The 14884-nt window shown below is 43.6% G+C and carries 19 protein-coding genes; all 19 read left to right on the plus strand.

The genetic code is table 11. The features are described 5' to 3' along the window. Nucleotides 1-8: 8 nt before the first annotated feature. Nucleotides 9-515, plus strand: coding sequence for an ASCH domain-containing protein (locus QME03_RS11585; protein WP_281724468.1), 507 nt, complete (start codon nt 9-11; stop codon nt 513-515). Further along, nucleotides 512-733, plus strand: coding sequence for a hypothetical protein (locus QME03_RS11590; protein WP_281724469.1), 222 nt, complete (start codon nt 512-514; stop codon nt 731-733). The genes QME03_RS11585 and QME03_RS11590 overlap by 4 nt, the downstream gene beginning before the upstream one ends. Before the next feature lie 3 nt (nt 734-736). Beyond that, nucleotides 737-991 carry a hypothetical protein gene (locus tag QME03_RS11595; RefSeq protein ID WP_281724470.1) on the plus strand — a complete coding sequence of 85 codons (255 nt, stop codon included), beginning with the start codon at nt 737-739 and terminating at the stop codon, nt 989-991. Nucleotides 992-1003: 12 nt separating this feature from the next. Next, nucleotides 1004-1360, plus strand: coding sequence for a hypothetical protein (locus tag QME03_RS11600; protein ID WP_281724471.1), 357 nt, complete (start codon nt 1004-1006; stop codon nt 1358-1360). 201 nt (nt 1361-1561) lie between these two features. Then, entirely contained in the window at nt 1562-2143 is a 582-nt protein-coding gene (locus tag QME03_RS11605; RefSeq protein WP_281724472.1) for a hypothetical protein, read from the plus strand. A gap of 76 nt (nt 2144-2219) precedes the next feature. Next, complete coding sequence (locus QME03_RS11610) at nt 2220-3131, plus strand: chromosome partitioning protein ParB (protein ID WP_281724473.1); 912 nt, start codon at nt 2220-2222, stop codon at nt 3129-3131. Nucleotides 3132-3183: 52 nt separating this feature from the next. Next, nucleotides 3184-3708: a terminase small subunit-like protein gene (locus tag QME03_RS11615; protein ID WP_281724474.1), complete on the plus strand. Its 525-nt coding sequence runs from the start codon at nt 3184-3186 to the stop codon at nt 3706-3708. 357 nt (nt 3709-4065) lie between these two features. Further along, nucleotides 4066-5610, plus strand: a complete 1545-nt coding sequence (locus tag QME03_RS11620; RefSeq protein WP_281724475.1) for a terminase large subunit domain-containing protein — start codon at nt 4066-4068, stop codon at nt 5608-5610. A 142-nt stretch (nt 5611-5752) separates the two neighbouring features. Beyond that, nucleotides 5753-6394, plus strand: coding sequence for a hypothetical protein (locus QME03_RS11625; protein WP_281724476.1), 642 nt, complete (start codon nt 5753-5755; stop codon nt 6392-6394). Nucleotides 6395-6396: 2 nt separating this feature from the next. Beyond that, nucleotides 6397-6600 (plus strand): hypothetical protein, encoded by a 204-nt coding sequence (locus tag QME03_RS11630; RefSeq protein WP_281724477.1) that lies wholly within the window; start codon nt 6397-6399, stop codon nt 6598-6600. Then, entirely contained in the window at nt 6548-8281 is a 1734-nt protein-coding gene (locus QME03_RS11635) for a hypothetical protein (RefSeq protein ID WP_281724478.1), read from the plus strand. The genes QME03_RS11630 and QME03_RS11635 overlap by 53 nt, the downstream gene beginning before the upstream one ends. After that, entirely contained in the window at nt 8253-8687 is a 435-nt protein-coding gene (locus tag QME03_RS11640) for a hypothetical protein (protein ID WP_281724479.1), read from the plus strand. The genes QME03_RS11635 and QME03_RS11640 overlap by 29 nt, the downstream gene beginning before the upstream one ends. A gap of 35 nt (nt 8688-8722) precedes the next feature. Then, complete coding sequence (locus QME03_RS11645; RefSeq protein WP_281724480.1) at nt 8723-9664, plus strand: hypothetical protein; 942 nt, start codon at nt 8723-8725, stop codon at nt 9662-9664. A gap of 58 nt (nt 9665-9722) precedes the next feature. Next, nucleotides 9723-10835, plus strand: coding sequence for a hypothetical protein (locus QME03_RS11650; RefSeq protein ID WP_281724481.1), 1113 nt, complete (start codon nt 9723-9725; stop codon nt 10833-10835). Nucleotides 10836-10904: 69 nt separating this feature from the next. Next, on the plus strand, nt 10905-12257 hold the full coding sequence (locus QME03_RS11655) for a hypothetical protein (RefSeq protein WP_281724482.1): 1353 nt from the start codon (nt 10905-10907) through the stop codon (nt 12255-12257). Then, on the plus strand, nt 12257-12706 hold the full coding sequence (locus QME03_RS11660; protein ID WP_281724483.1) for a hypothetical protein: 450 nt from the start codon (nt 12257-12259) through the stop codon (nt 12704-12706). The genes QME03_RS11655 and QME03_RS11660 overlap by 1 nt, the downstream gene beginning before the upstream one ends. Nucleotides 12707-12711: 5 nt before the next feature. Then, entirely contained in the window at nt 12712-13320 is a 609-nt protein-coding gene (locus tag QME03_RS11665; protein WP_281724484.1) for a hypothetical protein, read from the plus strand. Between the two features lie 269 nt (nt 13321-13589). Next, nucleotides 13590-14360, plus strand: coding sequence for a hypothetical protein (locus tag QME03_RS11670; protein WP_281724485.1), 771 nt, complete (start codon nt 13590-13592; stop codon nt 14358-14360). Nucleotides 14361-14448: 88 nt separating this feature from the next. Next, nucleotides 14449-14884 (plus strand): hypothetical protein (locus tag QME03_RS11675; protein WP_281724486.1); only part of this gene is annotated, 436 nt, incomplete at its 3' end.

Raw genomic sequence — 14884 nt, forward strand, 5'->3', positions numbered from 1 at the left:
CAAAGGCTATGCAGATAAAAATAACGGAATATGACGCACTAAAACATGATGTGTTTAGAGCGTTAAGCGTTAAGCAGCCGTTTGCCAATGATTTGGTTAATATCGCCTATGAAGACGATGATGGCAACTCGTATGGTTTCAAAAGCATAGAAGTACGCAGCAGATGCACATCTTACAGGGGCAAATTACTGATTTGTAGTAGCCAGTCGCCAAAAATTCCAAACATGCAAAGTGGCTGTGCGCTTGGATTTGTTGAGGTGTACGGCGTTAAGCGTGTGAAAGACTTTACAGACGAAGATTGGGACAATACGCGAATACCGCGCGCGCGCCGTTCCGAGATAAAAAGTGGCTGGGGGTGGCTTATGCGAAATCCCAAACGAGTTGTAGAACTGCCAATTAAAGGGCAATTGGGTATTTTCAATATTGCATTTGAAAAGGGCGATATAGTCGAATATCCTCGTATAGTCAAGGTTGGCCGTGATGATTTTAACTTACTTAATAAAGAAAAAAGATGAAAGAAGAATTAGACAAAATCGACAAAGGAATTGCGGAGTTAATGGCGGCAGTAGAGTGCCAGCGCAATGCACTTAACAAGGCCGCGAGCAAAAGAAGACAAAAGATGCCGCGCAACGAAAAAGAGTTAAGCGAAAAGTTATTTGCTTGTAAAACTTATCTTCGGTTTGCGCGCACTAGTATAAATAAAGCCCTAACAGCATCACGACAAAACAAATGAGTTATGGAATTTGAAAAAATATATTACGGGCAAATAAGGGAGTGGTTGGCAAAGAACGAAAATAACAGCATTATTGTTATAGTCAACGAATGCAAAGAAGATGGGAAAAGTGATATTTTTTCATCAATTGAGGGAAATTCACACCCTCTAATCACATCACTTGCCCAACACATAGACAAAAGCCAATCATTCAGGAAAATTCTAAGTGATGCGCAGTATCTGTGCGCCGAGGTGAAAAAGAAGAGTAAAGAAAACTAAACAATTACGACAATGATAGAACAAGAATTAGAACAAGAATACTTGCAAAAGTCGCGAGAAATTGAAAATCAAATAAAGGCTTTGTATTCAAAGCAAAAAGACTTGGATGCAGCATATATAGAGCGTTGCGCCCCTTTTGACGTTGGCACAAAACTCGTTGCCCGTAACAAGTTCAGCAATAAAACGTTTGTCTGTTGGGTCGTTGGCTATTGTGTCCAATTCAACAAGATTGTAATGATTTACAACGATGCTAAAAATAATGGTGAACGCTCAATGCGCCAATATAAGGCCAATACTTCAAGTTTAGAAATGCGAATTTGCGTTGATGATAAAGATAATAAAGATAGGGCGAACGGCCTTTTGTTTTAACATCAAAAGGCTAGACAAAAACAAGATTGTAACGCCTTACATTTCCATTTCGGTTATTAACGGAATAGATATTTGTGTGGATATAGGGTTAGGGGCATTATTTTGGCAAGTTTGCTTGCGTTTTATATACCTCAAAAACTTTGCTAAGTGAAAGAAAATCACTATATTTGCATGTAAATAAACAAGTAAAAAATAAAAAAGATGATAGAAAAGAATTGGTTAACTCTAAACGAGGAGAAAAATAAAGAAATTGCCACATTGCTCAGTAAGGTCTTTGGCGAGGATATTGAAGAGTGTATGTGTGATTTTCAGTTAACCTTTGAGAAATTCAGAGGAATGAAACTCACTAATAGTTCTCATATCCGTCCCAATGGCGAGCCGCCTTATAGTCACAAGGATATAGAATGGGTGGCCGCAAGGGCTGTTGGCGTATTCTATCATATTGTTACTTTATGTGGGTTTGATTTTGCAAACTTGTTGTTAAACGGCATCGAACGCATAGAAAACAATATGTACAAACCAGAGAACAGGCCAAGTAATAATATACTTAATTCCCAAAGCTATTGTTTGGAGTACGCCCAAAATGGGGTAATAGTCAAAGACGAACAAACGAGAGAAGTTAACGTTTTCGAGTTTGAAGAAAGCATTTCAAAAGCCTTGTCTATTCGCAGTGTAAGAGAGAAGTTGGGCGCGCTAATTATGTCAGATATTGAATACATCGTTAACGAGGACGATGGGAACAAATATAAAGTTGAAGTTGTTATCAAGAAAGAAGATTGCTAGTTTATTAATTATTGTTTGTAGGATGGTGGAGCGCGTGAGCGTTCTGCCATTTTCGACAAAATAAAAAACGTACAAAATGGAGCAAAAAGACAACATACAGCCAACCAATACGGAATATAGCCGCGTAAACGATGAGTTACGCGACAAGCTAGCGCATGGTGAAGACAATGCGGAATATAACGAGTTTGTAGACAAGTTCAAGAAAAAAAGAACATCAGACGATTGTTATACGCCTACTAACGTATTTGAGGCCGTTGTCGATTGGTGTGAGAAAGAATACAATATTGACCGAAACAAGATTGTGCGGCCATTCTATCCAAATGGTGATTATAAAACATTCCAATATGGAAAGGATTGTATAGTTTTGGACAATCCGCCATTCTCTATTTTGGCGGAAATTGTGCATTTTTACGTTGAAAACAACATAAAGTTCTTTTTATTCGCTCCATCATTGACTTTGTTCAACTCGTGTACGACTTGCACGGCCGTATGTGTAGGGGCTGAAATAATCTACGAGAACAAAGCCAATATCAACACATCATTTGTGACAAACATGAATGGTAACACGCGGTTGAGGTCTGCTCCTAGCCTTTACCAAGCGATAAAGGCGGCTAACGAGGAAAACCAAGGCAAGAAAAGGCCAATACCAAAATACAAATATCCCGCACATGTTGTTACGGCCGCTAGCATATCATACTTATCCAAGTATGGAATAGAGTTCAGTGTTGACGAATTGGAAACGCAGAGGATAGCCGCACTAGACGAGCAACGAAAGGTTAAGAAGACGATATTTGGAAGTGGCTATTTGCTTTGCAACGAAAAGGCGCGAGAAAACGAAATATCAAGACGTTTAGCCGAGATAAATTCAGATATGAGGATATGGTATTTATCAGAGAGCGAATTAAAGAAGATAGAGGAACTAGACAGAGGACACGCAGAGTTGTTAAGAATTAGGCGTGAAGAGTTCAGGCAGATGGGGCAAGAATAGTCTAACATAGGTCTGAATTATACATAAACAATTAAGTAACAAGGGGTTAGTTATGAAATATACGAAAGAGGTTAAGAAAATTATCTTTGATGCAATAGCCGCAGGCGACTCGCACATACAGGCATGTGTAAAGGCAGGCATTAAAGAGCAAACGTTTTATCAGTGGCGGACACAAAAAAATGAGTTTGCAGAGCTTGTAAAGAAAGCCCACGAAAAGCATAAAGAAAGTTTGGAGTACAAACTAGAAAATGCTTTGTGGAAAAAAGCAACTGGTTACGTTGAAACAGAAACAGAAACAGAATATGCACAAGATAAAAACGGCAATATCATTGTTAAGCGTAGGAAAGTGCGCGAAAAGCATTACTCGCCCGATACGGCCGCGCTTATATTTGCCTTATGTAACATTGCGCCGCACAAATGGAAGAACATGAGGAGCATACAAAATGAGGATATTACGGACAGGCCGAAAGAGGAAATGAACGAATACCACTTTGAGGGCATTTCAGACGATATTTTGTGTAACATTGCCGATGCCTTGCAGGATGCTAGGGCGGAGGAAGACAATAACAAGAAATAAGGGGCTTTTTCAATGGTAAAAGGATTTCGGATAACGCCAAAGGGGAGAAAGAAAGCCGAAAAGGCGGTGCAGCTGTGCAGAGAGTGCGCGAACGCTACATGGGTAATGAAGTGGGCGCATATCGACTTAGAGGGCAACCCAATTTGCCTAACTTGTCCATACTCAAAGGCTTACATTTTGCGCAGAACAAACGCACATGATTGTGAGCACTATGTCAAAGGCACGCCGAAAGTAGGCGAAAAAAGTTTTTAATTATTTTACAAACTCCCTTTATCTCCCCTTGGGGGCGACTGATACTAACTTGTTGATAATCAACAATAAGTATTTTTCGCCCCTTTTTGCTTTAAATTTTACAAAATGGATAAGAATAAGCTTATAAAGTCACTGTACGATAATCCTGAATTGTTCGTGATAGCCGCGGCGCGTAAACGTCTGCTTAATTTTGCGCGCTATATACAGCCCGAATTTAGCGCAAGCGAGTTCCACAAGAATTATTATAAAGTGCTAGACTTGTTTGCGCATGGTAAGATAAAGAAACTAATAGTACAAGCACCGCCACAACATGGTAAGTCGCAAGGAAGTAGCCGTTTTTTGCCTGCCTTTATTTTAGGAATTGACCCCGAAAAACGTATTTGTATAGGCTCTTACGCGGCAACCGTGGCGCAAGACTTCAACCGCGATGTACAAAGAATAATTGATAACGAGCGTTACGCCAAAGTCTTTCCTAATACGTGCCTTAACGGCTCGAATGTGGTTACAATCGCAAACAATAGCTTACGGAATAGCAATGTATTTGAAATAGTCGGGCATAAAGGTTCACTTCGTGTAGTAGGCCGTGGTGGAGCATTGACGAGTAAAACGGTTGATATTGCGATACTCGATGATGTGTACAAGGATTATGCAGAGGGCAATAGCCCAATAGTTCGCGATGCGGCGTGGAAGTGGTACACAACCGTTGTTCGCACACGTCTACACAACGATAGCCAAGAACTTATTGTGTTCACTAGGTGGAATAAGGACGATATTATAGGCCGCTTAGAGAAAACAAATGAAAAAATAATTGATGTCAAAAATTGGTCAGACTTGGACAATATCCCAAACGGCGCATGGGTAAGAATAAACTATGAGGCTATTAAGACTAGTCCGCCCACCGAGATAGACCAACGTCAAGAAGATACGCCGTTATGGCCAATGCGGCACAGCCTTGCGCGCTTGAAAGAACAACAAGCGTTAGACCCAGTTCAATTCCAATGCCTACACCAAGGCAATCCAAGCAGTGCGGAGGGGCTATTATATCAGCCTTTTAAAACATGGGTTGAAAAGTCAGACTATGGCACATACATACGCAGCGGCAATTACACGGATGTGGCAGACGAGGGCAGCGACTTGTTATTTTCTGTGTGTTACGATATTTATTTATCGCCCAACAAGGCATACAACGAGCGGACGGGCAATTTTGAGCCTATTCTGTTTGCACTTGTAACGGATATGGTAGCCACGGACGAGCCAACAGACGTCACAACAATAACTATCCCCGAAATGATTAACCGAAATGGCACGCAAAAGGCATGGATAGAGAGTAATAACGGCGGTTCGCAGTTTGAAAAGGTGGTGAAGACGAAAGTTAAGGCGTTAACAATCCCATTCCATCAGAGCAATAACAAGGAAAGCCGCATTATCACAAGTTCGGCAATGGTCAATCAAAGTATTATCATGCCGTTTGGATGGGAAAAACGTTATCCGACAATACACGAGCATTTGACGAGTTTCTTGCGTAATTTCAGAGCCAACAAACACGATGATATAGAAGACGGCCTAACGGGAGTGTACGAAAAAGAAATCGCAACAAAAAACATACATCCGTACGGCAAGCAAACGCGTGGGGTGGTGCGGAGGAACTAGCCACAGGCGCAAGAATGGCAATTTGTTTGGCATTTACTTTCATGTATGAGAAAAAAAACGTATATTTGTCGAGTGAAACTCAATGGGTTAGAGTTTATCAGTTACAAGTTTCATAATTATTAATAATTAAACAAAAACGAATATGGCACGATTTTGTCAATGTCCGGGGCTAGCCGCTCTTAAATCAATCCCAAACGCGACTTGTTCGGAGGGTTTCGGGCAAATCCAAAAAGTAATTTTTCAACGCTTGCGCCAAGATAACGGCAAGCCCAACGCGTTCGCAACTGAAAAGCCTATCACGAAGTTAGCCAACTTAACGCCACTTCTTGCAGCCAATGACAGCACGAAAATAGTAGTTTCTCCCTATCTGCAAGCCCCAAGTGCAGAACCGGGAGCGGCACGCAAGTTCGGCGGTGGCAACGACACTTTGGGCGGAATTGAAATCACCATTGGCCGAGAGCCTACCGCGTTCACGTGCGTTATCCGCAATGCCCCTCAATCGCAGATTAAGGCAATGAAGTACCTCAGTTGCGAGACGGATGTTCAGAACCTAGGCGTATTCCTTGTAAACGAGGACGGCGCAATAGGTGCGATTAAGGATGCCAAAGGCGTGGTTACGCCAATCCCCATTTTTAACCTGTTTATCAGTGACAAGGGATTTGGCGGATTTGAAAACCCCGACAGCAACAACGTGAGTTGGAGTTTCCTCCCCAATTGGAGCGATGATTTTGCAATAATCACGCCCGAAGACTACAACCCACTTACAGACTTGAAAAACGCGTAAGTATGGGATGCAAGGTTACGTTAATCGAGTTGTTCAACGACACTTTGGGCGTAACGCGAGAGTTTGAAGTAACGCACGCCGCTCGCCTGTTGGCAATGCCCAACAATGGCGGGTGGCGTTTGCCCGAAAAAAGTAATTACACATTCAACGGCCATGATATTGAGTTTAGACGAGATAAGGCAGATAATCGAGCAGCCCAAGAATAGGGACGCCATTGACAAGGCGCGCGCGCAGCAGGAGCGGATTAAGTTCCACACTTGCACGAATGTCACGCCTAACCTTAATAGGCCGCTTTCCGATTTTTTGGGCATGGTTGGTAACTTGCTACCAAAGGACAAGTTCCGCCAATTCAAACTAATGTTTCGCTTTCCAGTCAGAACGAACAGGACGGCAGGAACTATTTTTGACAAGTTAAGCCGTGTGTTCGATGGGCGAAATCCTGCGTTTAACTACCAATTCACTGACACAAGTCTTCGAGAAGATTGGGAGAAGTACCGCACAGAGGTACTGAATGAGCCGAAAATTTGGGCAACGCGTGGATGGGATTATTTCAAAACCGAAATAAACTCTATTCTTGTAGTCGATATGCCGCACGAGCCTAACAAGTCGGACGAGTTCGAGCAGCCTTATTTTTATTGGTTGACCATCGACAACGTTATAAGCTATGTCGCCCAACCATGTGGACAAATGGAGTTTATTGCGTTCAAACAGCCAAACGACAGAATAGCAGTTATAGACGATGCTTATTATCGTGTGTATTCATACAAGGATGGTGTGTTGTCTATAAGTCCTATTGTTGAGAAGTCGCACGGCCTAGGCTACACGCCAGCAAGGTTTTTTTGGGGCGAGCCGTTGAACATTTCAAACCCCGATATTAAGAAAAGCCCCTTATCGCTTGAATTAGAGTCGCTTGAATGGTTTTTGTTTTTCCACCTATCTAAGCGAAACTTAGACTTGTACGGCGCATATCCAATATACAGCGGTTACGAAATGGAGTGCGATTTTCACAATGACGAGAGCGGGGAGCATTGTAGCGGCGGTTTTCTGAAAGACAAAAAAGACAATTATCTGTATGATGCTAGCGGCCTGTTAATGCGATGCCCCAAATGTGGCGATAAGCGGATTGCGGGCGTTGGCTCGTTTATCGAAATTCCAATACCACAGACAGGCGCAGCAGGGGAGGAACAACCCGATTTGCGCAATCCAATTCAGATGCTCACCGTTGACCGCAGTTCTTTGGACTACAACACAGAGGAAAGCGTAAGGCTTGAAACGGATATTGTTAAGGCATGTGTAGGCACGGACACCGAGGGACTTGTTAACACGCAAGCTATCAACGAAAAGCAAGTTAACGCCAACTTTGAAAGTCAAACAACCATTCTGAACAACATTAAGAAAGGCTTTGAGGATGCGCAAAAATGGGTTGACACAACAATTTGCCTACTTCGTTACAAAAAGGGCTTTTTGGGCGCAACGATAAGTTACGGCACAGAGTTCTACAATTTGAGCGCAAACGACTTGCGAAAGCAATACAAGGATGCCAAGGATAGCGGCGCGAGTGATGCCGAACTAGATGCCTTGCAAACTCAAATTTTGGAAACAGAATACCGCAATAACCCAGCAGAGTTAAAGCGAATGCTAATCTTACGAGAATTAGAGCCATACCCACACTTGACACTTTCAGAAGTGGCAGAATATCATGGTAAGGGCATTATTTCCAATGAAGATTTGGCAGTTAAACTGAATTTCTCTAACTTTGTTAGAAAATTTGAACGAGAGAACGCCAATATATTAGATTTTGGCAGTGAAATAGACTTTTACAAGAAAATAGATATTATTAAACAAACATTTAACGATTATGCAGGACAACAACAAAACCCCGCTTGACCAAATAGCGGAAAACTACCAAGTACAGGAGGGTACAGAACATCTGTACCATGTGGCTCTTTGGATGGAGGAGTACGACCCGAAAACAGGTAAGCCAGTCCACACGCCAACAACCGATGTGTTTGGCGTTCAAACTTTCGAGAGAAACGTAAGTAACTTTAAGAAGTTGGGCTACACGCTGAAAGTATTGCACGACCCGCGCGAGTTCTTGAAGAACCAAGCCGAGCAGGCAGCCGCACGCGCTGAACAAGAAGAGCAAGACAAGATTAAACGAGCATTGCAAAAGCAGCGCGAGGAGTTCGAGAAAACGCGCCAAGCGGATATTGAACAGGCTGTTAACAAGGCATTAGCCGAGCGCGACAAGCAGGCCGAGCAGTCTGAAAAGCCAAAAAAACAAGAAAAGTAAAAAGTTTACAAATCAATAACAAAGGGTAAGTTATTATGGCATTAACGCAAGAAACGATTAAAGCTAACACAGAATTAGCAGGCTTAACAGACCAGCAAGTTAGCGCATTGGTTCAGATGAGCCAAAACGATGAAAACGATGTTATCGGCCGCCGCATTGGTGAGTTGTACCGAGGTATGGACGAAAGCATTGCAAGCGCAACGGGTATAGCGCGCAATGGCGATGAGAAAACTTACAACTACCTCAAGCGCGCCGCTTTGGAGTTGAAAGCGAAAGCAGACGGAGCAGCAGCGCACCAAACTGAAATTGAAAACCTCAAAGCAGAGAAGACACGCTTAGAGGAAATTGTCGCAAAGGGTGGCGACAACAAGGAGGTTACGGCACAGCTTGAAAGAGCAAAGGCGGATTTGGCCAATGTGCAAAAAGAGTTTACCGAACTTAAAAAAACGAACGAAAGGCAAAAAGGCGATTTTGAAAAGCAGTTGCTAAACAACAAGATTGAGAACGAGTTGCGCAATGCTACTGCTAACTTGAAGTTTAAAGCCGAATTGCCCGAAAGCGTTATAAAAATGATTGTTGCACAAACCCTCGAAAAGGTTAAAGGGTTCAAACCTCAATTCGAGGACGATGGCAAGGGCGGCAAAGTCCTTACATTCCACAATGAAGACGGCAGTGTGATGCGCAATGCGGCTACCAACTTAATGCCTTATTCAGCCGCCGAACTGATAACGCGTGAATTGAACGAAATGAAAGTTTTGGACACGCAAACACAAGGCGGTAGCGGCACTAAGCCGACAGGGCAGGGCGGTGGCGCGCCTATCAGCGTTTCGGGCGCAAAGACCCGTTCGGAGTTCATCGACCTAGCAGCACAGACACTAGCAGCGCAGGGCGTTGTACGTGGTTCAAAAGACTATTACGTACAGATGGACAAGATTTGCGGAGAAAGCGAGGAATATCAAGCTTTACCAGTTATTTAGTATTATTATTCGGGCAGTGGGTTAGCCTATTTTTCGTAACACATAAAATTTTAGAATTATGTCCCTATTAGCAACCGTAGTCCAAGACTTACGACTACAAGCAAACGAACTAGACCGCAATATGGTTCAGATGGGCGAATACGGCGCGTTTGACTTCTTTATGCAGCAAACGAACTCGCCCACGTCAATCGTTCCCGAAGATGTGCGCCAAGCCGCATTTAACAGCATGGGAATGGACGTTTCAATACCAGTTATAGACTATAACGGCGGCGTAACGGTTACGAACTCACGTTCGTGTACCATCCCAGACAATGACAATACTTCCAAGCTGTACAAACTTGTTTGGACAACTTTGAGTACAGGTTTCTCAATTGTTCCGTCTGCCTACTCTAACAACAGCATTGGTTTGCAGCGCGATATGTTACGCAAGTATCAGAATTGCGCGCGCGCTCTGCTTGAGAAGATTGACAGCCTAGCAGTAGCGGCCTTGGAATTGAACAAAACGCAGGTATTCAACAACCCAGCTTATTACGACAAGACTGGCAATGTTATTAACGTGCCTTGGCTCATGCGTGAGAGCATTCTAGGCGATAGCGGCGCAATGATGCGTGCCAACAAGTACGGCGGACAATTGCACGTTATCGGTAATTCGGGCATTGATATTAACGTTAGGCAGCTAGCGCAGAGCGGTGTCTACAACGAGAAGAACAAGCGTTTGGAGTTCACAGACAAAATTCTACACTATACCAACTCGATTGCTAACGAGAGTGGCAAGTTTGGTACTGGTTATGTCGTTGAGGATGGTAATTGCGCCATTCTTACGCGTGTAGACCGCGATGCCGCGCGTAACGCGAAATCAACTGGCCACGAGTGGGGAACGGTGATGCTACCTTGGTTTGACCTTGTTCTAGGTTATCACAAGACAGACACCACGGGCGACCAAAGCGCAACCAATGGAAAAGGCACGGCCGACCTAACTTGTAGCCCCAAGGAATATTACGGATTTAGCATTGACGTTTGTTTTGTTGTAGCATACAACAGCGCACCGGCTACAATCGCTAACCCCGTGATGAAGTTCCAAATCGAAAGGCCAGTTGGTGGCGTGCCGTCGGCTAATCCTGTATTCATTACCAATGATGCCACTAATCCAGTTAAGACCAAAGCGGTTTAACTTTGTTGTTTTCATAATGTGTACCGAGGGGGTGGGGCTAGACCCTATCCCCTCACTTTGCTTTAAAATATGTATAGACTAGGTTACATCGAAGATAAGTTGTTGAATTTGGTTGGGTGGCGGCAAGACTACAATCCAGCCAAGGCAATTAACGAGGATTTGACAAAGAGCGAAAGCGGTTTGTTGTTCCAAGATGCGCACCCACTTGTTACGCTTAACAATATACGCTCGATTATCCCCGAAGACTTTATATTTCATTACCCCGAATGGAATGAGTTTAGGACGTACCACCGAGGGCAAAAAGTGAGATATAGGGATAGAGTTTATATTGCGCTCAAAGAGAGCATAAACGAAACGCCCGACACACATGTAAGCGATTTCAACGATGATTACGCGCGACAAGATTTCGGCGCAGGTGATAAGCCGTGGGCAGGATATTACCTATTGAACGAGTATCTACAAGACCTTACACGCGCTGGTATTCGGAAGATGGTACAAACGTTTATCCAAACAAAAGAGTTGGCCGAGGAAACAAAGACGTTACTCGACCGCGTTTCTTTTTTTGATGGTGCAGGCCGAATTAGCAATGTTATTGAGAATACCAACTCATTCGTAGGAATGGAACTAACGCCCATTCGCAGCATGGGGGTAACGGCCAAGATAGAGCGTATAGGGCTGCAAGTGTCTGGCGCAACTGGTACGATTAGGCTATACTTGTTCCATTCGTCACGCGTTGAGCCTATTTCGTTTGTTGACGTGGAAATAACAAAGGCAAACGGCATGTTTGTTTGGGTGTCGCCCAAAGATTGGTATCTGCCATATATGGGTAACAGCACCAATTCGGGCGGCTCATGGTACATCGGTTACGACCAAAACGCCTTGCCTATTGGTATGGAAAGTATCAATGTATCGAAAGATTGGAGTAGAGAGCCGTGCGGTACGTGCAATATGGGTGACGTTAATGTTTGGCGCGAACTTACGAAATACTTACAAATTAGCCCCTTTAAGAAAGGCGTTGACAGCAATTGGAGCAGCCGCCCCGAATTGTTCGATAACGGCGATATAATTTATCAAAGCACATTCAATTTTGGGCTAAACGTGGAAGTGTCCGTATCGTGTGACTTGTCGGAGTTTATTGTAGAGCAACGCAGCATTTTTGCAACGGCATTGCAGCAGCAAGTAGCGGCCATAGTATTGCGCACAATGGCGTTAAACCCCGAAACGAGAGTTAACCGAAACCAAGTCAACGCCAGCCGTATGGACTTGCTTTATGAACTAGACGGCAACACCAGCGGAACAAGACCGAGCGGCCTAGGCCACGAGTTAAAAAAGACCTATGCGGCCTTACGATTGAACACGCAAGGGATAGACCGCATTTGCTTGAAGTGCAACAATCATGGCGTTAAATACAGGGTGGTGTAATGGTTTTTAAGCAACTCGCAGACAACTTGCGCGATTTCAACGAAAAGCTAACAAATGGTGAGTATATTGCGCAAATCATAATCGACAATGAACCATATATTGTCGATATGAACGCAGAAGTACAGCTATATGAGCAAGGCGAGAATGCGCTCGGAATGTCAATTGCAGATTACCAGCCTTACAGGCCACTAACGATAAAGATTAAAGAGGAAAAGGGACAGCCAACAAACCGCGTGACACTTCGCGATGAGGGAGAGTTTGAAAGTTCTTTTTTCATTGAGGTCGGAAACGAAAGCTTTACAATCAAAGCGAGCGACTTTAAGACAGAAGAATTGGTAAAAAAGTATGGAGAGATAATGGGCTTAAACGCAGAGCATCGCGCGGAGTTGATTTGGGAGTACATTTACCCCGAAATTATGGATAAGTTAAAAGAGATATTAGCAAAATGAGGTCAATGACAAACAAAAAAGCAATAACGCCGATAATGGATAACGCCGTTATGCTAGATAAGGCAATATCAGATTTGCAGCTAGGTTTAGCAAGCACAATAGGTTGGCTAGATGCCATTTTTGGCCGCGCACAGCGTATAACGCGAGTTGTTAACGGAAAGACTTACAAAGAGCCATTTGTCTATGCAGGCGGCACGAATTACACCAAGGGTAACTATGATAATGACTATCTAGGCGTTAGCCCCGATGGCAATATAGGCAATTTCGCTTTTTTCGATGTGAATGAGCCGCACAGAATAGAGCCATATAACCGAGGTGTGCAGAATACAATCAAAACGCCATTCGCGTTAATTGTGTGGGTTGACTTGCGCCACGTGTTCAACAGCACCAAAGACCGCAATACGGAGCAGTTGAAAGCACAGCTTTTGCGCGAACTTAACGGAGGGTTTAAGCACCCAAATTGCGGCTATGAGTTCAACAAGATATACGAATTATCAGAGAACATTTATAAGGGCTATACACTTGACGAAACGACAAATCAATATTTGATGCACCCTTATTGGGCGTGTCGGATAGAGGGAGAAATAAAATACAACGAACCTTGTTACAAATAAAATAAAGAAAATATGGAAGTTAAATTTTTGAATGCAGTTATATTAGTGTCCTTTTTGGCCGCTTTTGTGCTTTTGTTCTTGCGAAAGATTGGAATTATCGAGCATTTGCAAGTTAAAGGCAATGAGTTTTTCTCAAAGATGGCGCATTGCGAATTTTGTCTAAGTTGGTGGATGTGCTGTTTACTCGCCTTTATCCTAATAGTGTTATCGCACGATGCAAGTTACATCGCATTGCCGCTTTTCGCCACGCCCCTAACACGTTATCTGCTATGAAACAAATAAAGCTAGGTAAGCATTTGGTGAAGTTGTATGATGATATTTCGGAATTGCCGATAAAGAGATTTCACAAGTACAACAAACTGCTACTAGTCGATGCAGGAATAGGGTCAGACCTAGCCGACTTCGATGCACACATAGAACGAGTTGTGCGGTACATCCAAAATGGCAACAAGGATGCAGCGGGGCAAGAATTGTTGAACATGCGACAAAACTTGTATGCGGTACAGGCGGAGTTAAGCCCGAAACACAGCGCATTCGCCTGCCTTGTGTCAGAAGTTGACGGAGTGCCACGTAATGATATATCCGATGATGCTTTGCGCGAAACGCTAGGCATGCTTAGTAGTGTTAGTGTTAGCGAGTTGGCCGCCCAGTTTGGAGCGGTCAAAAAAAAAATAGAAGATGACTTGCGCGTTTATTTTCCAAACTCATTTGACGATGTTTCAACAAAAGAATATTACGACCAGTTAAAGCGGCACACAATGCTAGTTTTGCAGGATATTGCCGAGGGAGGGAATAACGAACAAACAAAGCAGCAGATAGAGCAGATTACGAACGTACTGATAACGTATGCTAAGCCCAAATCGTACGAGGGCAAGGAGAGCGTTGAAATTAAGTACGACAAGCAATTTGAAAACATGTGTCTAGTTTTAAGCAAGCATTTGCACGTCAACCCGAAAGAATTTACCGTACTAGAATTTTTCAACTCATACGAATACATGGAAGATGAAGTTAAGCGACAGAGTAAGGCAGCTAAGCATTGATTTGCGTTAGCGGCCTTATATGGCATTAAGTGAGTATATACGCGACAGAACAAGAATAAAGCCGACAGGCGCAAAAGAACAGCTAAATATGGCAACAGAAGTAAACCCCATACATTACAAAGATTTAGTTTCGCCCGATAACTCGATAACGGACTTAATTAAGCAGCTAGACGAACTTTCGGACACGTACACCAATACGCTCAAGAACATAAAGGGCGAGGCCATTCAATTAACGGCTAGTTTAAAGGGCGTAAGTGGCGCGACCGAGGAGGGGCGGCAAGCCACGCGCAAGGCATCGAGCGATGCCGAGAAGTTGGCAAGGGCGTACCGCGAAACAGCCTTTGCGGAGAGCGAAACCGCCAAGAAGATAGCCGAGTTAAAGCAGGCCACGCGCGAGGCTAATGAACTGAACAAACTTAACGTTAAACTAGCGCAGTCGGCCGAGGGGAGTTACAATAAACTATCCGCGCAATATTCTATCAATAAAATATACCTCAACGGCATGACACGCGCGGAGCGTGAAC

It is taken from the genome of Hoylesella shahii, assembly GCF_937990675.1.
Lineage (GTDB): Bacteria > Bacteroidota > Bacteroidia > Bacteroidales > Bacteroidaceae > Prevotella > Prevotella shahii.